The organism is Rhodobacter sp. SY28-1 (genome assembly GCF_005222785.1).
In the GTDB taxonomy this organism is placed as follows: domain Bacteria; phylum Pseudomonadota; class Alphaproteobacteria; order Rhodobacterales; family Rhodobacteraceae; genus Tabrizicola.
On sequence record NZ_STGH01000002.1, the window covers coordinates 289274 to 312336 of the forward strand.

The window sequence follows — 23063 nt, forward strand, 5'->3', positions numbered from 1 at the left end:
CGGCCGCCGGGGCCTACGGGATCAGCCGTAAGCCCCGGCCCACCGGCTGATCAGCTGCCCCTGCAGCCGCCGCGCCCGCTTGGTCCAGGCACTGGCCCCTTCGGCATCCTCACGCAGGGCAACCGGCACGGCATCGCGCCGTTCGGGATCGCCCGAGAAGATGGCGAACACCAGCTCCCGCCCCGGCGCGGGCGGCAACACATGACCGGCCAGGCCCGAGACGAAGTTCAGCGTCCCCGACTTGGCCAGAACCTTCACCGGGTGGCCCTTGATCTCTTTCCCGGCGTCGTCCTTCATGCCCACATCGCGCAGGATCGCCCGAAGCCCGCGCCCGCCGGCCTCGGCGCGCTGCAGGACCGTCGCCATCCCCCGCGCGGTCACCCGCGACTGCCCGCCGAGGCCGGAATGGTCATGCAGGTCCAGCCGCACCCCGAAGGCCGCCGCCACCCAGTCCGACATGGCCCGCCCCGAAGCCTCAAGCGTCGTCAGCCGCGAGGCCGTCAGCCCGCAACATTCCGCCGTCAGGTTGGTCGAGAACCTCAGCATGTCGCGCAGGACTTCGGTCAGGGGTTCGCTTTCCACCCGGCCCAGCTCCGTGCCCGAGGGCACAGCGCCGACCCGTTCGCCCGGCTCCAGCCGGATTCCCTGCGCACGGGCCAACGTGCGGAACACCTCGGCCACATAGGCGCCCGGGTCGCGGACCGGCAACCAGCGGCTGCCCCCCTTGCCCAGCGCGGCCGAGGCAACGGTCCATTCCTCGACCCGTCCCGGCGCGTAGGTGAACAAGGGCGCCTCGCGCTGCGCCACATCGACCCGCACCATGCTGACCGCGGGCAGGAAACGTTCGCCCCGCGCGTCAACCGAAGTGCGCCAGCTGCCATCGACCTTCTTCCACTCGAAATAGGCGCGGTTGAAGTTCAGGTTCAGCCCCGACACGGCAGCGTTGTAGCCGACATGGTCGGGCTGGTCCCCGGCAATGCCGCGCAGGACGGGCAGCGCGCCGTCCCAATACAGGAACCGGCCCGTCGCGCCCTTCAACCCGGCCTGCGCCAGCCGCCCCACCAGATCGCCCAACTGGTCGGTCTGCAGCGTCGGATCGCCCCCGCCCGCGAGCACCAGATCGCCCTGCACCATCCCGCCCTGCACCGGCCCCGTCGCCAGAACCCGGGTCGCATAGCGGTAGCCCGGCCCAAGCCGGTCCAGCGCGTAAAGCGAGGTCACCGCCTTCGCCACGCTCGCAGGGGGCAGCATCAGGTCCGGCTCGCGGCTTTCCAGGACCTCGCCGGTCTTCGCGTCCATCAGCACGAAACCGACCGCCCCGCCCAGCTTGGCCTGCGCAATCAGCGCCTCGGCATCGACGGGACCGCGCGACGCAACCGGGGCAGGTGCGGCCGCCTTGCCGCCGCGCGCCACCGGACGGGGAGAGCTGTCCATCGCCTCGCCCAGCGCAGAACTGGCAACCCCGGCCAGAAGCCCGGCCAGCATCATCCGCCGCGAAATCACCATGCCACCTCCACGCCCACACCAGCGTCACCCCGTCATAACCGCAACCCCGCCGATTCCGCCAGCCTGCGTTGCCGTCCCGCATTCGCGCTTGCGTGAGCCATATATCTGACTATAGTCAGGAAAAACACCTGACTGGGGTCCGCCATCATGCTTGACGCCGTCGCCCGCCTCCGCCGCTTCAACCGTGCCGTTACCCGCGAAGCGGGGGCGCTCGACACCTCGTTCCTCGGTCGCGGGCGACCCCTCGGCGCGGTTCGCGTGCTGGTCATGGTGCGACCCGAGGGGACCGATGTCGCGCTGATCCGGGATCGGCTGGGGCTGGACTCGGGCTTGATGAGCCGCTTCCTGCGCAGCCTGGAACGCGAAGGCCTGATCGAAACCGCGACCGACCCCGCCGACCGACGCCGCCGGATCGCGCGCCTGACCCCGGCGGGCGAGGCAGAGGTTGCAGCCTATGATGCCATCGGCCATGCCCGGGCGGCACGACTGATCGCCCGGGCCGGGACTCGGGCCAACGAACTCGTAGCCGCAATGGACTTGATCGCCACACTTCTCAACCGCGACCAGTTGGAGATCCGCCCTGCCGATCCCGACAGCCTGGAGGTCACGGCCTGCTGGCAGGCCTATTTCGACGAGCTTGTCGCCCGCGTCCCCGCCGCCAGGCCCGACATGTTTGCGCTGCCCGACCCCGGCGCAGCCAGCTACCGCGCACCCCGTGGCGCCTGCCTCGTCGCCTGGTCCGACGATCTGCCGGTGGCCTGCGTCGCGCTCCGCCCGCTCGACGGCCCGACAGCCGAGGTGAAACGCCTCTGGGTCGATGCCTCCGCCCGCGGCCAGGGCCTTGCCCGCCGCATGATGTCAGCGATCGAGAACGAGGCGCGCCAGCTTGGCTACCAGTGGCTCAGGCTCGACACGAATTCCGCCCTGTCCGAGGCGATTGCGCTCTACCGTGCGACAGGCTGGACCGACATCGCGCCCTACACCGGGGCACCGGCCGATGTCTGGATGGAAAAGCCGCTCTGACCGACGCCTCCTCGTTCGACTGCGTCTCCTCGTCAGAGCGCCGCCGCGACGAGTGACCAAGTCGTCGAGGAGCTTTCCCTACCGCCCCGACTTCCACCCGCCCCTGGCCCGGATCTCGGTCGACGACGCATCGTTCATCGGCAAATTCACGAAGGCCCAGACCGGAGCCTTTCGTCCGCGCAAATTCTCGCCCCGGTCGACCTGATGCACCCGGAACGCCCGCGCCGCGACCGACAACCGCGCTTGCACGCCCGCCCCCGGCCGCGCGAGCACCCCCACGGCCACGCTGCGCAGGATGTCGCGCCAGCGGCCCCACCGGTGGAACTGCACCAGGTTGTCCGCCCCCATCAGCCAGACGAAGGTCACGCCGGGATAGATCGCCTTCAGCCGGTCAATCGTATCCGCCGTCGCCCGCGTCCCCAGCCGCTCTTCCAGCGCCGTGATCTTCACCCGCGGGTCCCGCATCACCGCCTTCGCCCGCGCGATCCGATCCGCCAAAGGCGCCGGTTGCCGCGCCTTGAGCGGGTTCGCGGGCGTCACCAGCCACCAGACCTGGTCCAGCCCCATCCGCTTCAGCGCCTCACGCGTGATGTGCACATGGCCGTCGTGGGCCGGGTCGAAGGACCCGCCCAGAAGGCCAATGACCATTCCCCTGGTCGCAATCGGAAACCCCTGCCGCATGGCCCCCCGCTGCCAGTCCCTGCGATCAATTGACCGCAGGAGGCGCGTCTTTACAATGGCCTGCCGGTTCAGAGACGCATCTTCACGCGTTGCTTTTCATCCGCAGGCCACATCCTCCTGCATGACCTGTTCCCACAGAACGGTCGGATCGGCGCCCGGAACCAGTCCGTCGCCCTGCTGACCCGTGAAGGCGGCCATCCCGTGCTGGATCATCCAGGACGGATCATGCTGCGGCACACCCGAGGTCCTGAGCGCGTTACACAGGATGTCGCGCTGGGTCATGCCAGGGTCGGCGTAACGTTGGATGGCCTCGCCAAGGCTGGCCCTTTCCGCCTCGGACTGGGCGTCGTTCAGCTGCATCGTCAGCACCTCGCCAGCCTGATGCGCGGTGGGATCGGCGACCCGCCTGACGTCGAAAGACGATCGCATCAGCATCAGGACATAGAGCTCCGCAGCAGCATCCCAGTTGCCGTCACGGCCACAGGCCAGCACGCCCAATGCCAGATCCGGGGGCGACAGACGTGGATCGGCCGTGGTCATCGTCACGCAGCCCGGATCGACAGTCGGTGCAAGGTTTCCCGGCGCCTCGTTATTCGTCACCTGGGCCGCGGCTCCGCCTGCCGTCAATAGCGTCAACGCCAAAGACAATCTTGCCTGCATCCTGCACCTCCAGTTTCACTGCAGCCCAAAGGCCGTTTCCGCAGGCGAATGCCAAGTCTGGATCCCCGCACCCTTCCCGTTGCAGCGCCGCCCCTTCATCGCTACATACGCGCCAACCCCAAGGATCCCCGGAGCACGTCATGGCCAGCTATCAATATGTCTACCACATGGAGAACGTCTCAAAGACCTACCCGGGCGGCAAGACCTGCTTTGAGAACATCCACCTGAACTTCCTGCCCGGGGTGAAGATCGGCGTCGTCGGCGTCAACGGCGCGGGCAAGTCGACCCTTCTGAAGATCATGGCCGGGATGGACAAGGACTTCAAAGGCGAGGCCTGGGCCGCCAAGGGCGCCAAGGTCGGCTACCTCGCGCAGGAGCCCTACCTCGACCCCGCGCTCACCGCGAAGGAAAACGTCATGCTCGGCGTCGCGGCCCAGCAGGCGATCCTCGACCGCTACAATGAACTCGCCATGAACTACTCGGACGAAACCGCGGACGAGATGGCCGCCCTCCAGGACCAGATCGACGCCCAGAACCTGTGGGAGCTGGAGGCGACCGTCGGCGTCGCGATGGACGCGCTCCGCTGCCCGCCGGACGATGCCGATGTCACCACGCTTTCCGGCGGGGAACGCCGCCGCGTCGCGCTCTGCAAGCTTTTGCTCGAAAAGCCCGACATGCTCCTCTTGGACGAACCAACCAACCACCTCGACGCCGAATCCATCGCCTGGCTGCAAAAACACCTGATCGACTACAAGGGCACGATCCTGATCGTCACCCACGACCGCTACTTCCTCGACGACATCACCGGCTGGATCCTGGAACTCGACCGCGGCCGGGGCATCCCCTACGAAGGCAACTACTCCGCCTGGCTGGACCAGAAGGCCAAGCGGATGGCGCAAGAGGCCCGTGAGGACAAGACCAAGCAGAAGGCCCTGGAAAAGGAACTGGAGTGGATCCGCTCCGGCGCCAAGGCGCGGCAGGCCAAGGGCAAGGCTCGCCTCAACCGCTATAACGAGATGGCAAGCCAGACCGTCACCGAACGCGCCACCACCGCGCAGATCATCATCCCGAACGGCGAACGCCTGGGGAACAAGGTGATCGAGGTCGAGGGCCTGAAGAAAGCGATGGGCGACAAGCTTCTGATCGAGGACCTGTCCTTCACCGTCCCCCCCGGCGCCATCGTCGGCGTCATCGGCCCGAACGGCGCGGGCAAGTCGACCCTGTTCCGCATGATCACCGGTCAGGAAAAGCCCGACGCCGGCACGATCAAGCTGGGTGACACGGTGAAACTGGCTTATGTCGACCAGTCGCGCGACGCGCTCGACCCGAACAAAAACGTGTGGGAGGAAATTTCCGGCGGGGCCGAGGTTATCCACCTGGGCGACATGGCGATGAACTCCCGCGTCTATACGGGGGCCTTCAACTTCAAGGGCACCGACCAGCAGAAGAAGGTCGGCCTCCTGTCGGGCGGGGAGCGGAACCGCGTCCACATGGCCAAGCTGTTGAAGTCGGGCGGCAACGTGCTGCTGCTTGACGAACCGACCAACGACCTTGACGTCGAAACCTTGCAGGCCCTCGAAGCCGCCATCGAAGACTTCGCCGGCTGCGCGATCATCATCAGCCACGACCGCTTCTTCCTCGACCGTCTCTGCACCCACATCCTCGCCTTCGAAGGCGACGCCCATGTGGAATGGTTCGAGGGCAACTTCCAGGCCTACGAGGAAGACAAGGTCCGCCGGTTGGGACCGGATGCGCTGGAGCCGAAGCGGGTGAAGTACAAGCGGTTTGCCCGGTGAGATGGGGCTGGCTGGCACTGGTGGTAGGCCTCGCGCTTACCGCCTGCGCCAAGCCGCCCGTGGCTGCAAAGCCGCCGCTCTACACCACCAACACCGCCGCCAGCCCTGAACAGATCACCTTCCTTTTGCCCGGCGCGCTGACCACTACGCGCATCTTCGGCCCCGCGAACGGCTGGGACAGCCCCCGCCACCGCGTCGTGGAATACCGGCTTCCCGGCATGCGGGGCGAGCCGCTGAACCCGCCCCTCGACCTTGACCGGTCCGCCCGCTGGATCGCCGACTACGCCAACCGCTACCCTGACGCGCGGATCAACCTCCTCGGCTATTCGACCGGCGCCGCCATCGCCATCGAGGCCACAGGCCGGATCGACCGGGCCGAGAGGGTGCAGGTCATCGCCATCTCCAGCCCCACCCCCTTCCCCGGCGCGGCTTTGGCCTTTGTCCGGGGCGGGCTTGGCGTGGCCGGTTCGGCGCTTGCCACCGGCAGCTTCTCCGCCAAGACCGTCTGGGACGAGTATTTCATCACCCTCTACCTCGGCTCCGGCTGGCGCGTGTCCCCCGAAAAGCGCGCGATGGCCGACCGCCTGCGTGAGGCCTTCAAGGACCAGATCAACACGCCCGGCGAGGGCCGGGGCCGCTCGCAATCCGCCAGCCTCCTCCTCTGGTCTCTCTCGCCCGAGGCGCAGGCGTCGAAGGCCCGGATCACCTTCTTCCACGGCGAGAACGACCCGATCTTCCCGCTCCCCGGAGTGCGCCGCCTTGGCGAGCGCCTGAACGCGCCGGTCTGCGTCCTGCCCCAGGACGGCCACATGCCGCTCCTCTCCCGCGCCGACCTGATGGACCGAGTGGAGCGCATCCTGCAGGGCACGAACACCACGCCTTGCGGGTAGGTGGCGGACGACGGCCTGCCTGGCAGGTCGATGCCTGCGTCGACCCTTTGCGCGCAACCCGTAGGTCGGGCTTCAGCCCGACTCCTTTTCCCACCTTTCATCCCCGCGAAAGCAGGGAGCCGCAGCCGCCCAACCAACCACCCAGCTCCGAGGGGCTGAGACACCCACCCGTAGGGTGCGTTACAGCGCACCACCCTGCGAAACGCCCACCACCGGACCTCCCTCCCCCTCGTGGGGAGGGGTAGGGGTGGGGGGCACAACCCCAACCATCCAAACCCACCGTCTCCGCCTGCACCGAGAGTAGGGTGGGCACCCTGCCCACCACCCCGCCCAACAAAGGGCGGCGCCCTCCCTCGGGCGGGCACCCCAACGGCAGATCGAAGCACTTTATCCCTCAACCCCTCCCACCGCAGTTCAAGTGACCGCCGCCTCAAAGCGCCCTCCCGGGGGGATGATGGGCGATCAGAAATCCTCCAGTGTAGGATTTCCGCGAAGAACGCCCGGCCCGTGGCCAGGCAGTGGGGAGGGCGCGTCCCGGCGGGCTTACGACCTTGATTCCAAGCCGGGCGGGGGGTATCTAGTCCCGCTTTGCTGAACCCAAGCCAGCTATCCTCACAACCTTGCATGCGCTAATATTCACGCAACTCAGTGATTGTACGATATCACCTGCCGATCCGGAATGTTAGTTCAGGCGGGATTTTTGAAAAGAGATCCGGCGCCAGTTCATCTTGCCTTTTGCCACGAGATTGACTACTATATTTCAAATTCTCCAGCGTCATAAATTGAGGTAATCACTAATGAGGGTAAGTGCAAAAATTGTTGTTATTGCAGGTCTTTTTCTCGCTTTTCTTTATGGTCTTAATTTCATTTATGCGGTGTCGAAGGGCAAAGAAGGTGGCACGTTTGGAGATACCTTCGGCGCAGTGAACGCACTATTCTCTGGATCAGCTTTGTATTTTCTTGTGCTTGCCTTTTTTCTCAGCGCGAGGAGTTAAGCATCATGCGAGAAGAGCGCAACGAGAACCGCAAATTAGTGTCTGAGCAACAGAAACTGTTCGGCGCACAGAAGAACGCGCTCGACAAACAAGTGTTCGAACAATCATTTTACTCACTGCTTTCTTTGATAAATCAGGAAAAGGCTCGCCTTCTGAAAGACAATCCGCGCGCAAGAATCCAGCTACCTGAAATTCAAAGGATCAGTGGTGCCGTCAATGATCTCTTGCTTAACTTTGCTATTGAATCGCAGTTTGATCCAGCGAAGAAATTGGAACTTGATCTGTTGGCGGATCAGTCCTTCAACTTAGTAAATTTGCTTTCATCTTTGGTAGATTTAGTTGAGAATTTTCACGGCAACGATGCTGAGAAGTCTCGGTACTTTTCCATGGTACAGGGGTTGATTGACTATCATATCGCAGTTTGCTTTTCTTGGTTTCATGGCTGTAGCGGGGGACAGAACAAAGAAATTGCGCGCGCGTACTCGAAACTATCAATTCCTTTTTCGACCTCCCCGGCAATTCGAGACGCAATGGATATAATTTTGGCTCGTTTTGAAGGTAAGCGCCCCGCAGCGACTGGTGTCGAATACTAGAATTCTAGTAGTTTAGCGAGCCGTAGGGTGCGTGATTTCACGCAACATCCGCCTTCGCCACCCAGATTCCATACTAATCTTTCTCTGCTACAGCGTCACTCCCCGACCCCTATCCTTAACACCCCCCTAACGCCCACACCCAACTCCTTGATATCCCTGCCTCCCCCACCCCCGTCCTGCGTGGACAAGCCCCCCTTGCGGCCCCTACACTCCCCGCTGAACGGAGGCCCGCCATGACCGACTACCAGACCCTCATCGACGCCCCCACCTGGGCCTTCATCCAGAAGACCAACGACTCCTACCCCGAGAACACCGCGACCCTCTCCATCGCTGACCAGCGGGCGATCTACGACCGGATGTGCGCGGCCTTCGACAGCCCCTACCCGGCCGGAGTGACCTCCCACGACCAACCCATCGCCGGCGTCCCCTGCCGCATCTATCCGGGCGCGCAACCCACTGTCCTCTACCTCCACGGCGGCGGCTTCGTGGTCGGCGGCCTCCATTCCCACGACGGGGTCTGCGCCGACATCCGGGGGGCGACCGGCTTGACCGTCGTCTCCGCCGACTATCGCCTCTCCCCCGAACACAAACACCCCGCCGCCTTCGACGACGCCTGCGCCGTGGCCCGCGCCCTCGCCGCCAAAGGCCCCCTGATCCTGGTCGGCGACAGCGCCGGGGCCAACCTCGCCGCTGCCGCCTGCCACGCCCTCCGGGGAAACCCGCAGATCAAGGGCCAGATCCTGATCTACCCCGGCCTCGGCGGAGACCTCACCCAAGGCAGCTACCTCACCTACGCCCATGCCCCCATGCTTACCCGCGACGACGTCCTTTTCTACAAGGACATCCGCCACGATGGCCCCGCGCCGGACGCAGACCCCACCGTCAGCCCATTGCAGGACACCGACTTCACCGGCCTGCCCCCGACCCTTGCCATTGCCGCCGAATGCGACCCCCTCGCAGATGACGCCCCCGCCTATGCCGGGGAAATCCGGAAAGCCGGAGGCCGCGCCCAGTCAATCACCGAACCTGGCCTCGTCCACGGCTACCTGCGCGCCCGACACTCAGTCCCCCGCGCCACCGCAAGCTTTCAGCGGATCACCGACACTATCACCGCCTTTGCCCAAGGCCATTGTCCCTTCTGACCCGCCCCGCCCCGACAGGCTTTGCCGCAGCCTGCCGCTGGGGCCGTGTCAGCACCTCGGGGTTCAGCACGGCGGCCAGCTGCGCTTCGGTCAACAGCCCCTGCCGCCGCGCGAGGTCCGGGATCGACAGCCCGCTGTGGTGCGCCTCCAGCGCCAGCCGGGTCGCGGCCTCATACCCAAGGATCGGGTTCAGCGCGGTCACCAACCCGATGGAATTCTCCACCGACGCCCGCAAGGCATCGCGGTTCGCGGTGATGCCCCGGATGCAGCGGGTCTCCAGCGTGCGGCAGGCGGCTTCCAGATGGCGCACCGACCGGAACAGGCTGTAGGCGATCATCGGCTCGAAGGCGTTCAACTGCAGCTGCCCCGCTTCGGCGGCGAAACTGATCGTCACGTCGTTGCCGATCACCTCGAACGCCACCTGGTTGACGACTTCCGGGATCACCGGGTTAACCTTGCCCGGCATGATCGAGGACCCCGCCTGCATCGCGGGCAGGTTGATTTCGCCCAGACCCGCGCGGGGACCCGAGGACAGCAGCCGCAGGTCGTTGCAGGTCTTCGACAGCTTGACCGCGACCCGCTTCAACACGCCCGACAGCTGGACGAAAGCGCCGCAGTCCTGGGTCGCCTCGATCAGGTCGAAGGCCGGGACGACCGGCAGGCCGGTGATCCGCGCCAGCTCTGCACAGACCCGCGCCGCATAGGCGGGATCGGTGGTGATGCCGGTGCCGATCGCCGTGCCGCCAAGGTTGATCTCCAGGATCAACTGCAGCGCCTCGGTCAGCCGGGCCTCGTCCTCGCCCAGCATGATGGCGAAGGTGTTGAACTCTTGGCCCAGCGTCATCGGCACCGCGTCCTGCAGCTGGGTTCGGCCCATCTTCAGCACATCGGCGAACTCGACCGCCTTCTCGGCAAAAGCCCCGCGCAAGGAGGCCATCGCCGCGATCAGCCGCACGATCCCGGCAAAGGCTGCAAGCTTCAGGGCGGTGGGATAGACGTCGTTGGTGCTCTGGCTGAGGTTGACGTGTTCGTTCGGGTGCAAAAGGTCATAGCGGCCAAGGGGCTGCCCCATGATCTCCAGCGCGCGGTTGGCGATCACCTCGTTCGCGTTCATGTTGGTCGAGGTCCCCGCGCCCCCCTGGATCTGGTCCACGACGAACTGGTCGTGCCAGCGGCCTGCGCGGATTTCCTGGCAGGCGGCCACGATGGCGTCGCGGCGGGGCAGGTCCAGCAGGCCGAGCCCGGCATTGGCGCAGGCGGCGGCTTCCTTGATCGCGGCCAGGGCGATGATCAGGTCCGGAACCTCGCCGATCCGGGTGCCCGAGATCGGGAAATTCTCGATGGCGCGCAGGGTGTGGACGCCCCAGTAGACCTCGGCGGGCAGGTCGCGGTCGCCGAGCAGGTCATGTTCGCGGCGGGTCATCGGGGCGGGAATATGGGTCATCATCGGGTCCATGGGCAAAGGCCGACCGCCCCGTGCAAACAGGGTGTCATGCGCGTCCGGTCTGGGTTTCAGAGGGTCATGCGGCCTGACTGCCGCAATGGCCCCGATTTACGCCTGTTTTTTCGGCAGGGCCAATGCCAAGTTATGCAGACCTATTCCGTTTCTGCATAATCCTGCGCCAGTGCCTCGGCGGCAGCCCAGACGCGGGACGACAGGGCGCGGCCCCGTGCGGCGTTGCGATAAAGGCGTATCTCCATCGGCAGCTCCGGCGCCACGACCTCCAGCCGGGAAGAGGCCAGGTCCTCGGCCACCAACCGACGCGGCAGCCACACGACGCCATGGCCTTGCAGCGCCATCGACTTCATCGCCTCGGCCATCGAGGCCTCATTCACATGCGCGACATAGGCCTTGGGCGCGCCCTCCTGAGTCTGGGCGATCTGCGCCAGCTTGCCCAGAAAGGACCCGCGCGAATATTGCACCAGAGGCATCCCCTCGGTCGCCCAGGCACGGGGCCAGCCGGGGCGCGCGACGGCGGCAAGGCTGTCCTTTCCCACGACGACGAAGGGGAAGCCCCGCCCCAGCGGCACCTCGACGCCCGGATGGTGATAGGTCAGGAAGAAGTCATAGCCGCCCTCGGTCAGCGCGGTGATGCAGCGGTCAAAGTTGTCGGGCATGACCCGGCTGGCGACCGGGCCGATGCGGTCCTGCACCTGCATCAGCCAGACCGGAAGAAACGTCACCGCCAGCGAATGCAGCGAGGTCAGCGCGATCTGCGGCACGCCGACATGGGCGCGGTGGCGGAAGGCATCGCGGCTGGCGGTCAGCATCCGCAGCACCTCCTCCGCCGTCTCGCGGAACTGGCGGCCCTCGTCGGTGAGGGCGACCGGATGGCTGTCGCGGCTGACCAGGCCCACGCCCAGCCAATCCTCCAGCGCGCGGATCCGACGGCTGAAGGCGCTTTGCGTGACGCCCCGCGCCTCGGCCGCACGCGAAAAGCTGCGGGCCTCGGCCAGTGCCAGGAAATCCTCCAGCCAGTTCAGGTCCAAGGCCGCCCTCCGCTTTGGTCGATCATTGCCGCCGCGAGGTCGGCACTGCAAGCACCCGACGTGGGCCGCCGGGGCAATCGGCGTCGCGCGGAGCGGGATTGGGAAGGCCAGCAATGGGAACCCAAGGCCAACCGGACGCGTTACCGGCTCAGCGAACCAAACGGAGTTTACCCATGAAAGGCGTCCTGGCCTGGCTGATCGGCATCCCGATCCCCATCATCATCATTCTCTACCTGGTCGATGTATTCTGACGACCAGGCCCCCCGGGCCGTCAACCCTTGCGGCCTGGGGGGACAAACCTTGACAGAAGCCTAACAGAAAAACCCAAGCCCTTGAAACCTCGCGGTTTCCCTGGTTTGTCCACCGTGGACACTTTGGGCGATGTCAGGCCTCAGCCCCGCTCGATTTCCGCCCCCAGGCCCCGCATCAGCCCCTCGAAAACCGGGAACGAGGTCTGGATCGGTGACCCGTCATCCACCGCGACCGGCGCCTTCGAGGCCAGCCCGCAGACCAAGAACGACATCGCGATCCGATGGTCGATATGGGTCGCACAGGTGGCCCCGCCCGGCACCCCGCCCGGCCCCATGCCGTGGACGATCAGGGTATCCTCGTCTTCCTCGATCTTCACCCCGCAAGCCTCCAGGCCCCGCGCCATCGCGTCGATCCGGTCGCTCTCCTTGACCCGCAGCTCCTTGACGCCGCGCATCACCGTCTTGCCGGTGGAGAAGGCCGCAACGACCGACAGGACCGGGTACTCGTCGATCATCGACGGCGCCCGTTCCGGCGGGACGTCGATCCCCTTCATGTTGCCCGAGAACCGCACGCGCAGGTCGGCCACCGGCTCGCCGCCCTCTTCGCGGGGGTTCTGGAACTCGATCTCCGCCCCCATCTCGACCAGGGTCAGATAAAGCCCGTTGCGGGTCAGGTTCTGGGAAACTCCCGGCACCAGAATGTCCGACCCCTCGACGATCAACGCGGCACAGACCGGGAAAGCGGCGGAGGACGGGTCACGCGGCACAGCGACCGTCTGCGGGCGCAGTTCGGGCTGGCCTGTCAGGGTGATGACATGGCCCTCGCCGGTCTTTTCGACCGACAGCTGAGCGCCGAAACCCACCAGCATCCGCTCGGAATGGTCCCGCGTCGGCTCCTTCTCGATCACCACCGTCTCACCCGGAGCATTCAGCCCCGCCAGCAGGACCGCCGACTTCACCTGCGCCGAAGCGACGGGCAGCGCATAGCGGATGGGCACCGGGTTCGCCGCGCCGACGATGGTCATCGGCAGGCGGCCACCCTTGCGGCCGTAGGCCCTCGCCCCGAACAGGGACAACGGGTCGGTGACCCGCCCCATCGGGCGCTTGCGCAAGCTGGCATCGCCAGTGAAGGTCGCGGTGATCGGCGTCGTCGCCATGGTCCCCATGATCAGCCGCGCGCCGGTGCCGGAGTTGCCGACGTCCAGCACATCCGCCGGCTCCTGGAACCCTCCGACCCCCACGCCGTTCACGGTCCAGGCCCCCTCACCATGCCGCGTGACGGTCGCGCCGAATGCCCGCATCGCCTTGGCGGTGTCCAGCACGTCCTGGCCCTCCAGCAACCCGGAGATCTTGGTCTCCCCCACCGCCATCGCGCCGAAGATCAGCGACCGGTGCGAGATCGACTTGTCGCCCGGCACCGCTGCCACGCCCTTCAACGGCCCGGACTTCCGGGATTTCATCGGTTGCGCGTCGCCATGGCCGGACATCATCGTCTCCCCTGTCATTCCGGAAAGCCTGATAGCGCAAGCGGATGCCGGGGTCCACGGCCCGCTTTTCGTGGCGGGGTGGGCGGGTGGGAGCCGTGGAAAGCGGGCCTTAGCGCCGCCGGAAGGTCAGGTAGTGCGGGCTACGGCCCTCGCGCAGGGCCTTCTGTTCGTAGCGGGTAGACAGCCAGTCGTCCCAGGCCCCGCCCTGCCCCGCCTCATGAACCAGATCGAACCCGGCCGGCGGCACCTCTTCCAGCGTCTGGCGGACATAATCCGGGATGTCAGTCGCCACCCGGAACTCGGTCCCCGGGGCCGTCACCCGCGCCAGGGCGTTCAGGTATTCCGGCGTCACAAAGCGGCGGCGGTGATGACGGGCCTTGGGCCAGGGGTCGGGGTAGTTCAGGAAGACCTTTGACAGGCAGGCATCCGGAAGGACGTCGAACAGATCGCGCACATCGCCCGGATGCAGCCAGAGGTTCGTGACCCCCGCCCCCCGGATCTTGCCCAGAAGCATCGCGATGCCGTTCACGAAGGGCTCGGCCCCGATGATCGTCACGCCCGGGTTGCGGGCGGCCATGTGGACGAGGTGCTCACCCCCGCCGAAGCCGACTTCCAGCCAAAGCGGCCCGCGCACGAAGCCCAGATCCAGCACCTTGCGATCAGGGTTGTCGTCCCGCGTGACGCCGCGCAGGGTCAGTGGACCGAGGTCCTCGGCCAGATAGTCCTTCTGGCTGGCTCGCAGGGTCTTGCCCTTGATGCGGCCATAGAAGTTGCGGCGGGGGGCGGGTGCGTCGGACATGGCGCGCTTTAGAACCGGGTGCCAGGATGGTCAAGCCAGACCCGCGCCCGCAAGCCGTCAGCCACAGGAGACGACTGGGTCAAAGTGCCGCCACATCGGACGCAGGACCGTCCCGACCCCCACGCATTCAGATCCAACAATACTTTCAGCCCCAAGCGTGCTACTGTCCCGGCTTGGCACTTGACCCGCGGGCAATGGGCCGACGGGCGGTGCCTGGGGAGACAGAGGATGGCACGCTATATCATCACTGGAAGCTATACTGCCGCCGCAATGAAAGGTCTTCTGGCCAAGCCATCGGACAGGGAAGCAGCGACTTCGGCGCTTGTCGCAGCGTCGGGCGGAAAGCTGCAGTCCTTCTACATGACCACCGGGGACAATGATTTTCTGATGGTCACTGAAACCGACAATCTGCAGGACATGCTTGCCGCGCTGATCGTGGCCGGGGCCTCGGGCGCGGTGTCGGGGTTGAAGACCGTGCAGGCCTTCAGCTCAGCCGAATTCACGGCCGCGCAGAAGCGGGCTGGAGAGATCGCGCAGAAATATTCCGCGCCCGCCTGAAAGACTTGCGCCGCCCGGGTGAGGGCGGCGCAGCTTTGGATCAAACCGCCTTCTTCAGCGCCTCGACCAGATCGGTGCGTTCCCAGCTGAACCCACCGTCGGCTTCCGGCGCGCGGCCGAAATGGCCGTAGGCGCTGGTGCGGGCATAGATTGCGCGGTTCAGGTCCAGATGGGTGCGGATGCCACGCGGGGTCAGGTCCATAACTTCGGCCACGGCCTTTTCAATGCGCGACGCTTCGACCTGTCCGGTGCCGTGGGTGTCGACATAGATCGACAGCGGCTTCGCCACACCGATGGCGTAGCTCACCTGCAGCGTGCAGCGTTCGGCGAGGCCCGCCGCCACGACGTTCTTCGCCAGATAGCGCGCGGCATAGGCGGCCGAGCGGTCAACCTTGGTCGGGTCCTTGCCGGAAAACGCGCCGCCGCCATGCGGGGCAGCACCGCCATAGGTGTCAACGATGATCTTGCGGCCCGTGAGGCCAGCGTCGCCATCCGGCCCGCCGATGACGAAGGTCCCGGTGGGGTTGACGTGCCATTCGGTTTTCCGGGTGATCCAGCCCTCTGGCAGGACTTCGCGGATATAGGGCTCCACGATCTTGCGGATAACCTTGGAGGTCTGGCGCTTGGAGGTGTGCTGGGTGGACAGCACGATCGAGGTCACCTCGACAGGCTTGCCGTTGGCATAGCGCAACGTCAGCTGGCTTTTCGCGTCCGGGCCCAGCGTCGGCTCGGCGCCCGATTTCCGCACTTCGGCCAGACGGCGCAGGATCGCGTGGGCGTACTGGATGGGGGCCGGCATGTATTCCGGCGTCTCCAGCGTGGCATAGCCGAACATTATCCCCTGGTCGCCCGCGCCATCCTTGTCGACGCCCTGCGCGATATGGGCGGACTGTTCGTGGATGTAGTTGTGGACCTTGATCTTGTCCCAGTGGAACTTCTTCTGCTCATAGCCGATGTCGCGGACGCAATCGCGGACGATGCCGTCGATCCGACCCATCATCGCCTTGGTTGCCTCTTTCGAGGACAGGCCGACCTCGCCTCCGACCACGACGCGGTTGGTGGTGGCAAAGGTCTCGCAGGCGACGCGGGCGTTCGGTTCTTCCTTCAGGAAGGCATCGAGGACGGCATCCGAGATGCGGTCGCAGACCTTGTCGGGGTGACCCTCGGAAACGGATTCCGAGGTGAAAACGTAGTCTTGGCGGCTCATGGGAAGTGCTCCGTTGGGTTCACCCCGCCACGCCAGGAAGCCGTTGTGGAGGGGGTTCAAGATGCGCCTGACTAGACGGGCGGGGCCAGCCCGTCAATGGGCCGCGATCCGCCGCCGCGCCATTGCGCCAAGGGCGAGGCCCGCCAGCAACAACAGGACCGGAAGATCGCCCCAGCGGCTGTAGGGCGTGGGCGGCAGGGCGCCCGGGATCGTGGTGTCGAGGGCGGCCATGCTGCCGAAGGGCAGCTGGTCCACCAGCCGCCCATGCGCGTCGACGACCGCCGTAACCCCGGTATTCGCCACCCGGATCAGCGGCAGCCCCTGTTCCACCGCGCGCAGACGGGCCTGAGCGAAATGCTGGAAGGGTCCGGTCAGCGTCCCGAACCAGGCGTCGTTGGTGATCTGCAGCATCCAGTCGGCCCGTTCGGGGGCCGCATTCACGTCGCCCGGAAAGATCGCCTCGTAGCAGATCAGCGGCAGCACCTTGCCAAAGCGGCCGAGGTCCAGAACCTGCGGTCCCGGCCCGGCCGAATAGGTGTTGCCCGCCTGCGCCGCAAAGGCCCGCAGGCCGAACCATCGGTAGGCCAGGTCGCCGAAGGGGATGTATTCGCCGAACGGCACCAGATGCGCCTTGTCATAGCGCGCGGTCTCCTCGCCCTCGCCCTCCAGCACGCGAAGCGAGTTGTAGAACCGCTCGCCCTCCTCACGCTGGATGCCCAGGGCGACGGGCTTCCCCTCCGAGGCCGCAACAACCATCCCGGCCACTTCCGGGGCATACTCCAGCATGTAGGGTACGGCGGTTTCCGGCCAGATCGTCAGATCCGCCGGGGTGTCCTTGGCGGTGAGCGCCAGCAGCCGGTCCAGAAACTCCCGCGCCCGGGCGGCCTCCCATTTCGCCGACTGTTCGGCGTTGGGCTGCACCAGGCGGAGGGTCAGCGCGCCCGGTTCGGGCAAGGGTTGCGCCAGCCGCCAGAGGCCGAAGCCCAGCGCGGCGGCAAGGAAGGCAAGCGACCCCGCCGCCCCTGTCCAGCGCCAGAGAACCGGCAAGGCGGCGGCCAGCAGCGTCACTAACGTCAACAGCGAGGCCCCGCCCAGGGCGGCCAGCTGGTCCAGCGGCGTGCCGATCCAGACATGGCCCAGCATGGCCCAGGGAAAGCCGGTGAAGATCACCCCGCGCAAGGCCTCAAGCGCCGTGAGGGACGCCACAAAGCCCAACACCGGGTTGGCAAACAACCGCGCGGCAACCGCCGCCCCGGCCCAGAAGAGGCCAAGGCCGAAGGACAGTAGCAGCACCGCAAAGGGCGCCATCCAGCCGTGGCGGGCGATATCGATCAGGAAAGGCTCGACGATCCAGTTCAGCGCCAGGCCGAAATGCCCGGCACCGGCAAAGAGGCCGACGAGAAACGCCCCCCGTCCATCGGTCACCGGGCGCAAAAGCCAGATCAGTCCGGCCAGCGCCAGAAGCGTCGCCCACCAGAACCCGAGCGGCGCCTGTCCCAGGGCCGCAAGCGCGCCCAGGGCGAAGGCCAGCGCAAGGCGGCGCCTTCCGGCCAGCCAGGCGTCAGTCACCCGTCACTCCGCGGCTGTCGCAGGCATCCGCACCCGCAGACGCTTGATGCGGCGCGGATCGGCATCGACGATCTCGAACTGGACGCCGCTTTCATGCTCGATCACCTCGCCCCGCGCGGGCACGCGGCCGGAGCGCAGGAACACCAGCCCCCCCAGCGTGTCGATCTCCTCGTCGTCCTCGCCCGTCCGCAGGGCCAGGCCAAGCGCCCCTTCGATCTCTTCCAGAGGCGCCGTGGACTGCGCCAGAATCACGCCGGGCTTTTCTTCCTTCCACAGCGCGCCTTCGTCCTCGTCATGCTCGTCCTCGATCTCGCCGATCACCGTCTCGATCAGGTCCTCGATCGTTACCAGCCCGTCGACCCCGCCGTATTCGTCGATGACCAGCGCCATGTGGACGCGGTCCTTCTGCATCTTCTGCAACAGGACCCCGGTCGGCATCGACGGTGGAGCATAAAGGATCGGGCGCAGCAGCCGCTTGAGGCTGAACCGCCCCGAGGCGCCAAAGCCGTGCTGCAGGGCCAGGTCCTTCAACAGGACGAGTCCCTGAGGGTGGTCCAGCGTGCCCTTGTAGACCGGCAACCGGCTGAAGCCATGTTCGCGGAAGGCCTCGACCAGCTCGTCCTTGCCGATGTCCAGGGGCACGGCCACGATCTCGGCCTTCGGGATTGCCACGTCGTCGACCCGCATGCGGCGAAGCGCGTGGAGGCCCTGCGACATGGCCGTCACACCGGGCGCGGCCTCGGGGGCTGCTGGTTCGGCAGAAGGGCTGAAGGCGGAAAAAAGTCGACCCAGAAAGCCGCGCTGGCCTTGGTCTGAGGCGGGATCATCGGTCTCGGTCAGCGCGCCCTGCGCTGCGGGAGACCCGTCGGTGCTACTGCCCATCGGTCCTTTGTCCAAATGACACCTGTCCTGCGGGTGCGACGCTCAATATGGGTCAGAAACCCCAAGCGTTGCAAGTATCCGCACTTCCAGCGCCTCCATCAACGCCGCATCTTCGTCCTCGACATGGTCGTAGCCCAGAAGATGCAGCACGCCGTGCACCAGAAGATGGGTCACATGGTCCCCCATCGGCTTGCCCTGCTCCTCGGCCTCGCGGGCGCAGGTCTCCCAGGCGATGGCGATGTCCCCCAGCGACTCAGGGTCCTCGGGATCGCCCGGTTCGGGCAAGTCCGGCGCATCGCCCACTAACTCAGCCCCTCGCTCCTCCGACGGCCAGCTCAGGACGTTGGTCGGCTGCGGTTTACCACGGAAATCGGCGTTCAAGGCCGCGATCCGGGCATCGTCACAGCCCATGACAGAGACCGAGAAGCCCTCCGCCGCAAGATCGACCCCGGCCAGCGCGGCGGTTGCCGCGCGCTCGGCGAGGGACGATAGCCCGAACGCCTCCCACCGCGCATCCTCGATCACTGTGTCAACCAGATCCATGCCAGCGCCCTAGCGTGAAGACGCCCGCTCGTCAAATTGAGCGCTGACGCGCGAAGACCTTTTGTCTCGTCGTCGGCCTTCGCCTCCTCCTCGGGTTGCCTCCGGCGGGAGTATTTCGGACATGGGCAAATGCCATTTGCTCACGTCATCAAGTACTCTCGGGGGTTTGGGGGTGAACCCCCATCACCGAGGAGGAGGCGAAGGCCGACGACGAGACAAGAAACTCGCGCGCCAGCGCTCCTTTTGAAAGTCGCCCCTCACCCCTGGGCTTCGTCGGCCTCGTAGGCCTCGATGATCCGGCCGACCAGCGGGTGACGCACCACGTCCTTCGAGGTGAAGTAGTTGAAGCTGACCCCGCGAACGCCCTTGAGGATCCGCTCCGCCTCGGCCAGCCCCGAGGCCGTGCCGCGCGGCAGGTCGACCTGGGTGCGGTCGCCGGTAATCACCATCCGGCTGCCTTCGCCAAGGCGGGTCAGGAACATCTTCATCTGCATCGAGGTGGCGTTCTGCGCCTCGTCCAGGACGATGAAGGCGTTCGACAGCGTCCGGCCACGCATGAAGGCCAGGGGCGCGATCTCGATCCGCTTTTCCTGCATCAGCTTTTCCACCTGCTTTGCGGGCAGGAAGTCGTTCAGCGCGTCATAAAGCGGCTGCATGTAGGGGTCGACCTTTTCCTTGGCATCCCCCGGCAGAAAGCCCAGCCGCTCGCCCGCTTCCACCGCCGGGCGCGACAGGATGATCTTCTCTACTGCGCCCGAGATGAACATGGTCACCCCGACGGCGACCGCGAGATAGGTCTTGCCTGTCCCCGCCGGCCCGATGCCGAAGCCAAGCTCGTGCTGGAACAGGTTCGCGACATAGGCCTTCTGCGCCTCGGTCCGGGGTTCGATCGGCTTCTTCCGGGTTCGCAACTCCATGCCGGTCGAAAAGAGCTCGATCTGTTCCGCGCTCTCCGCGTCGGCAGGGCGACCCATCCGCATGGCACCGTCGATGTCACCCGCCGCCACGCTGCGTCCCGCTTCCAGACGCGCATAAAGCGAGCGAAGGACTGCCGCCGCCTGTTCCCGCGCCCCCTTGTCGCCCACCACCGCCAGCCGGTTGCCGCGCCGCAGGATGTGGACCCCCATCTGGTGCTCGATCTGCGCGAGGTTGCGGTCGAATTCGCCGCAAAGGTCGATCAGCAATCGGTTGTCAGGGAATTCGAGGACAGTTTCCACGATATCCTCGGCGGACGGGGGGGTCAGCGCGCTGATGCCCAACGGGGTCTCCTTCATGTGGGGCCACAAGGAAAGTCTGCTACCGGACACGGCATCTGGCAAGTGAAACTCGATGCCGACACAAACTGTTGTGGGAAAACATGCCGAATTCATGACAACGGTTCCCTTGCGGCCCAAGAAAAAGGCCCCGGCAGTGCCGGGGCCTTGTGAAACGGTCTCTTTGCGGCCGGTTACTGGCGGATATGGCCGCTGGCCGGACCCGACACACGGTCGGGGATGCCCGCATCGCTTGTCTCGTAGACGCCGATCACGGTGCCCGGCGGATACTTGCCGTCGCAGATCGGCAGGCCGGTCTTCGGGTCGAAGCGCGGGCTGGAATAGCCCTCGACGCCGTCGTCGATGATCCAGACCTGACAGCCGTCCGGGTCATAGGCAATCGCCGCCTCGCCGTCCTTCAGCGCCACCGCATCGCGGCCGTAGTCTTCCGCCGTGGCGATCACCGAATCCGGCCCCGAGTAGGGCTGGGTCCCTTCGACCCCTTCGAAGAACCCGCCGCAGCCCGACAGCAGAGTCCCCAGACCAAGCACAAGGCCCGCCCGTGTCACCGCGCCGAAACGCACCAATTCCAGCTTTCCTGCAAGCGTCATGATCTTCAGCCCTTCTTGCAGAGAATTTCGACACGGCGGTTCTTTGCCATGCCCTTGGCCGTCGCGTTGGACGCGGCTGGCTGGCTTTCACCATAGCCCGTCACGCTGTCAACCACGGCGCCCACCGACTGCGCCACGGCGGCCACCGAAGCTGCCCGCGCCTCGGAGAGGCCCTGGTTGTATTCGTCCGACCCGCGGCTGTCGGTATGTCCGCCGATCGAGTACGAAAAGGCACCGGTCTGGCGGAAATAGGTCTCAAGCTTCGACCGCCCTGCCGCCGTCAGCGTGGCGCTGGCCGTGGCGAAATAGGCATCCGTGCTTTCGGTCAGGCAGCTGACCTGCTTCAGGCACACCGGCTTGCCGGTCTTGGGGTCGCGCCGGGGCACCATGTAGCCTTCGGTCCCGCCATCGGCCCACCAGTGCTGGCAGCCATCCCGGTCGATCCAGACGCCCCATTCGATCTTGCCAGTCACGGCCTCGTCCTGAGCCATGGCCATGGGTGCGGACATCAGGCACAGGCCCGCGACCGCAACCGAAAGCGCCTGCCGAAGCATGCTTTCCCGTTTCATAACTGCCCCACTCCTCGTAACTGACCCGGCCGAGTCATTTTGCGCGTTCCGGGCGATATTGCCGCCTAAACCTGTCATAGAGAAGGAAATCGTCGGGCAGAACCGGAAAATCGCCGTCCAATGGCTCTGAACTGCGGCTTTATTGCCATCGCAGTTGCGTCCGATAAGGTCAAGCACTGCGGGAAATCAGGTCTGCCGCCAATGAGTTGGTCGACGAAGCTGAAACGCGGGCGCGAACCATTTCACCGATTCGGCCGACAGGGTCCGCGATATGCACAGCGTGCAGATGGCCGGACTTTCCCACCATCTGACCGGGCAAGCGGCCGGGTTTTTCGTACAGGACCTCGACCTCGCGGCCGACCATGGCCTTCTGCGCCGACTGTTGCTGCGCAGTGACCAATGCCTGCAACTCCTGCAGCCGCGCATCGGCGACCTCTGCGGCCACCGGCGGCTTTTCGGCGGCCGGGGTGCCGGGACGAGCAGAATACTTGAAGCTGAACGCGGCCCCGAAGCCCACCGCGCGGATCAGGTCCATTGTCGCCTGGAAGTCCGCATCCGTCTCGCCGGGGAAGCCCACGATGAAATCCGAGGACAACAGGATATCGGGCCGCGCCGCCCGGATCCTCTCGACCAGCCGCAGATAGGCGTCCGCCGTGTGCTTGCGGTTCATCGCCTTCAGGATCCGGTCCGAGCCCGACTGCACCGGCAGATGCAGGTAGGGCATCAGCTCGGGCAAATCACCATGCGCGGCGATCAGGTCGTCGTCCATGTCGTTGGGGTGGCTGGTGGTGTAGCGCAGCCGCTCCAGCCCCTCGATCCCCGCCAGGGCACGCAGAAGCCGCGCCAGACCCCAGACGCCCTCCGGCCCCGCGCCGTGATAAGCGTTGACGTTCTGGCCCAGCAGCGTGATCTCGCGCACCCCTTGCGGCACCAGCCCACGCGCTTCGTCCATCAGGCGCGCGACCGGACGGCTGACCTCGGCGCCACGGGTGTAGGGCACCACGCAGAAGGCGCAGAACTTGTCGCAACCTTCCTGCACCGTCAGGAACGCCGTCGGGCCGCGCAGGGACTTGCGTTCGGGCAGAAGCGAAAACTTGTCTTCGACCGGGAAATCCGTGTCCACGACGCGCCCTTCGGCCTCGACCATCTCGGGCAGCCGGTGGTAGGCCTGTGGGCCGACAACCAGATCTACGACCGGTGACCGGCGCAGGATCTCCTCGCCTTCGGCCTGCGCGACACAGCCCGCGACCCCGACCTTCAGGCCCGGCTTCGCCACCTTCAGCGCGCGCAACCGGCCAAGGTCGGAGTACAACTTTTCCGACGCCTTTTCGCGGATGTGGCAGGTGTTCAGCAGCACCATGTCCGCATCCTCGACCGCCTCGGTCGTGACATAGCCCTTCGCGCCCAAAGCTTCCGCCATGCGCTCGCTGTCATAGACGTTCATCTGACAGCCATAGGTCTTGACGAAAAGCTTCTTGGCTTCGGTCATCGGCGGGCCTCTTGGGAACTGCCGGGCTTCTAGCGTAAGCGTGGCCCCGCCTCAACCGCTGCGACATGC

21 protein-coding genes, 1 tRNA gene and 1 riboswitch are annotated in these 23063 nt (G+C 65.9%); of the genes, 6 read left to right on the forward strand and 16 right to left on the reverse strand.

Annotation, left to right across the window (positions count from 1 at the left end; all coding sequences use genetic code 11):
- Positions 1-21: 21 nt before the first annotated feature.
- Positions 22-1506, reverse strand: a complete 1485-nt coding sequence (dacB, locus tag E8M84_RS10420; RefSeq protein WP_137111141.1) for a D-alanyl-D-alanine carboxypeptidase/D-alanyl-D-alanine-endopeptidase — start codon at positions 1504-1506, stop codon at positions 22-24.
- A 147-nt stretch (positions 1507-1653) separates the two neighbouring features.
- Here dacB and E8M84_RS10425 point away from each other — a divergent pair, with 147 nt between their 5' ends.
- A complete protein-coding gene (locus E8M84_RS10425) occupies positions 1654-2529 on the forward strand; it encodes a helix-turn-helix domain-containing GNAT family N-acetyltransferase (protein ID WP_137111142.1) in 876 nt (291 codons plus the stop codon).
- 78 nt (positions 2530-2607) lie between these two features.
- On the opposite strand, the gene E8M84_RS10430 is transcribed toward E8M84_RS10425, so the two are convergent.
- On the reverse strand, positions 2608-3210 hold the full coding sequence (locus E8M84_RS10430; protein WP_137111143.1) for a nicotinate-nucleotide adenylyltransferase: 603 nt from the start codon (positions 3208-3210) through the stop codon (positions 2608-2610).
- Between the two features lie 96 nt (positions 3211-3306).
- Positions 3307-3810, reverse strand: coding sequence for a hypothetical protein (locus E8M84_RS10435; RefSeq protein WP_137111144.1), 504 nt, complete (start codon positions 3808-3810; stop codon positions 3307-3309).
- Between the two features lie 200 nt (positions 3811-4010).
- On the opposite strand from E8M84_RS10435, the gene ettA reads away from it, so the two are divergent.
- The 4 genes from ettA (at position 4011) to E8M84_RS10455 (ending at position 9286) form a co-directional block, all read left to right on the forward strand.
- Entirely contained in the window at positions 4011-5666 is a 1656-nt protein-coding gene (gene ettA, locus E8M84_RS10440) for an energy-dependent translational throttle protein EttA (protein ID WP_137111145.1), read from the forward strand.
- Positions 5663-6556, forward strand: coding sequence for an alpha/beta fold hydrolase (locus tag E8M84_RS10445; protein WP_170971905.1), 894 nt, complete (start codon positions 5663-5665; stop codon positions 6554-6556). The genes ettA and E8M84_RS10445 overlap by 4 nt, the downstream gene beginning before the upstream one ends.
- Positions 6557-7556: 1000 nt before the next feature.
- Positions 7557-8144: a hypothetical protein gene (locus E8M84_RS10450; protein WP_137111147.1), complete on the forward strand. Its 588-nt coding sequence runs from the start codon at positions 7557-7559 to the stop codon at positions 8142-8144.
- Between the two features lie 233 nt (positions 8145-8377).
- On the forward strand, positions 8378-9286 hold the full coding sequence (locus E8M84_RS10455) for an alpha/beta hydrolase (protein ID WP_137111148.1): 909 nt from the start codon (positions 8378-8380) through the stop codon (positions 9284-9286).
- Here E8M84_RS10455 and aspA read toward each other — a convergent pair.
- The 4 genes from aspA to E8M84_RS10475 all read right to left on the reverse strand — a co-directional run bounded on the left by aspA (position 9252) and on the right by E8M84_RS10475 (position 14313).
- Entirely contained in the window at positions 9252-10733 is a 1482-nt protein-coding gene (gene aspA / locus E8M84_RS10460; protein ID WP_205914590.1) for an aspartate ammonia-lyase, read from the reverse strand. The genes E8M84_RS10455 and aspA overlap by 35 nt on opposite strands.
- 149 nt (positions 10734-10882) lie before the next feature.
- Complete coding sequence (locus E8M84_RS10465; protein ID WP_137111149.1) at positions 10883-11776, reverse strand: LysR family transcriptional regulator; 894 nt, start codon at positions 11774-11776, stop codon at positions 10883-10885.
- Between the two features lie 391 nt (positions 11777-12167).
- Entirely contained in the window at positions 12168-13514 is a 1347-nt protein-coding gene (gene aroA / locus E8M84_RS10470; protein ID WP_137111817.1) for a 3-phosphoshikimate 1-carboxyvinyltransferase, read from the reverse strand.
- 109 nt (positions 13515-13623) lie between these two features.
- A complete protein-coding gene (locus tag E8M84_RS10475) occupies positions 13624-14313 on the reverse strand; it encodes a tRNA (guanosine(46)-N(7))-methyltransferase TrmB (RefSeq protein ID WP_137111150.1) in 690 nt (229 codons plus the stop codon).
- Between the two features lie 228 nt (positions 14314-14541).
- Here E8M84_RS10475 and E8M84_RS10480 point away from each other — a divergent pair, with 228 nt between their 5' ends.
- Entirely contained in the window at positions 14542-14871 is a 330-nt protein-coding gene (locus E8M84_RS10480; protein ID WP_137111151.1) for a GYD domain-containing protein, read from the forward strand.
- Positions 14872-14911: 40 nt separating this feature from the next.
- Here E8M84_RS10480 and metK read toward each other — a convergent pair whose 3' ends face one another.
- From metK to miaB, 9 genes are all read right to left on the reverse strand, one after another.
- Positions 14912-16078: a methionine adenosyltransferase gene (gene metK / locus E8M84_RS10485; RefSeq protein ID WP_137111152.1), complete on the reverse strand. Its 1167-nt coding sequence runs from the start codon at positions 16076-16078 to the stop codon at positions 14912-14914.
- A gap of 6 nt (positions 16079-16084) precedes the next feature.
- A riboswitch (SAM-SAH riboswitch) is annotated at positions 16085-16133 on the reverse strand.
- Positions 16134-16171: 38 nt separating this feature from the next.
- On the reverse strand, positions 16172-17647 hold the full coding sequence (gene lnt / locus E8M84_RS10490; RefSeq protein WP_137111153.1) for an apolipoprotein N-acyltransferase: 1476 nt from the start codon (positions 17645-17647) through the stop codon (positions 16172-16174).
- 3 nt (positions 17648-17650) lie between these two features.
- Positions 17651-18529 carry a transporter associated domain-containing protein gene (locus E8M84_RS10495; RefSeq protein WP_137111154.1) on the reverse strand — a complete coding sequence of 293 codons (879 nt, stop codon included), beginning with the start codon at positions 18527-18529 and terminating at the stop codon, positions 17651-17653.
- A gap of 42 nt (positions 18530-18571) precedes the next feature.
- Positions 18572-19072: an rRNA maturation RNase YbeY gene (gene ybeY, locus E8M84_RS10500; protein WP_137111155.1), complete on the reverse strand. Its 501-nt coding sequence runs from the start codon at positions 19070-19072 to the stop codon at positions 18572-18574.
- A gap of 202 nt (positions 19073-19274) precedes the next feature.
- Positions 19275-19350: transfer RNA gene (locus tag E8M84_RS21435), tRNA-OTHER, on the reverse strand.
- Complete coding sequence (locus E8M84_RS10505; protein WP_137111156.1) at positions 19330-20346, reverse strand: PhoH family protein; 1017 nt, start codon at positions 20344-20346, stop codon at positions 19330-19332. The genes E8M84_RS21435 and E8M84_RS10505 overlap by 21 nt, the downstream gene beginning before the upstream one ends.
- Positions 20347-20519: 173 nt before the next feature.
- Complete coding sequence (locus E8M84_RS10510) at positions 20520-20936, reverse strand: hypothetical protein (RefSeq protein ID WP_137111157.1); 417 nt, start codon at positions 20934-20936, stop codon at positions 20520-20522.
- A gap of 5 nt (positions 20937-20941) precedes the next feature.
- A complete protein-coding gene (locus tag E8M84_RS10515; RefSeq protein ID WP_137111158.1) occupies positions 20942-21505 on the reverse strand; it encodes an OmpA family protein in 564 nt (187 codons plus the stop codon).
- A gap of 169 nt (positions 21506-21674) precedes the next feature.
- A complete protein-coding gene (miaB, locus tag E8M84_RS10520) occupies positions 21675-22994 on the reverse strand; it encodes a tRNA (N6-isopentenyl adenosine(37)-C2)-methylthiotransferase MiaB (RefSeq protein ID WP_137111159.1) in 1320 nt (439 codons plus the stop codon).
- Between the last annotated feature and the right edge of the window lie 69 nt (positions 22995-23063).

Coding starts and splice junctions, on each gene's coding strand:
- dacB (WP_137111141.1), bottom strand. CDS start 1,506: ATGGTGATTTCGCGGCGGATGATGCTGGCCGGGCTTCTGGCCGGGGTT.
- E8M84_RS10425 (WP_137111142.1), top strand. CDS start 1,654: ATGCTTGACGCCGTCGCCCGCCTCCGCCGCTTCAACCGTGCCGTTACC.
- E8M84_RS10430 (WP_137111143.1), bottom strand. CDS start 3,210: ATGCGGCAGGGGTTTCCGATTGCGACCAGGGGAATGGTCATTGGCCTT.
- ettA (WP_137111145.1), top strand. CDS start 4,011: ATGGCCAGCTATCAATATGTCTACCACATGGAGAACGTCTCAAAGACC.
- E8M84_RS10450 (WP_137111147.1), top strand. CDS start 7,557: ATGCGAGAAGAGCGCAACGAGAACCGCAAATTAGTGTCTGAGCAACAG.
- E8M84_RS10455 (WP_137111148.1), top strand. CDS start 8,378: ATGACCGACTACCAGACCCTCATCGACGCCCCCACCTGGGCCTTCATC.
- aspA (WP_205914590.1), bottom strand. CDS start 10,733: ATGATGACCCATATTCCCGCCCCGATGACCCGCCGCGAACATGACCTG.
- aroA (WP_137111817.1), bottom strand. CDS start 13,514: ATGTCCGGCCATGGCGACGCGCAACCGATGAAATCCCGGAAGTCCGGG.
- E8M84_RS10475 (WP_137111150.1), bottom strand. CDS start 14,313: ATGTCCGACGCACCCGCCCCCCGCCGCAACTTCTATGGCCGCATCAAG.
- E8M84_RS10480 (WP_137111151.1), top strand. CDS start 14,542: ATGGCACGCTATATCATCACTGGAAGCTATACTGCCGCCGCAATGAAA.
- metK (WP_137111152.1), bottom strand. CDS start 16,078: ATGAGCCGCCAAGACTACGTTTTCACCTCGGAATCCGTTTCCGAGGGT.
- E8M84_RS10495 (WP_137111154.1), bottom strand. CDS start 18,529: ATGGGCAGTAGCACCGACGGGTCTCCCGCAGCGCAGGGCGCGCTGACC.
- ybeY (WP_137111155.1), bottom strand. CDS start 19,072: ATGGATCTGGTTGACACAGTGATCGAGGATGCGCGGTGGGAGGCGTTC.
- E8M84_RS10505 (WP_137111156.1), bottom strand. CDS start 20,346: ATGAAGGAGACCCCGTTGGGCATCAGCGCGCTGACCCCCCCGTCCGCC.
- E8M84_RS10510 (WP_137111157.1), bottom strand. CDS start 20,936: ATGACGCTTGCAGGAAAGCTGGAATTGGTGCGTTTCGGCGCGGTGACA.
- E8M84_RS10515 (WP_137111158.1), bottom strand. CDS start 21,505: ATGAAACGGGAAAGCATGCTTCGGCAGGCGCTTTCGGTTGCGGTCGCG.
- miaB (WP_137111159.1), bottom strand. CDS start 22,994: ATGACCGAAGCCAAGAAGCTTTTCGTCAAGACCTATGGCTGTCAGATG.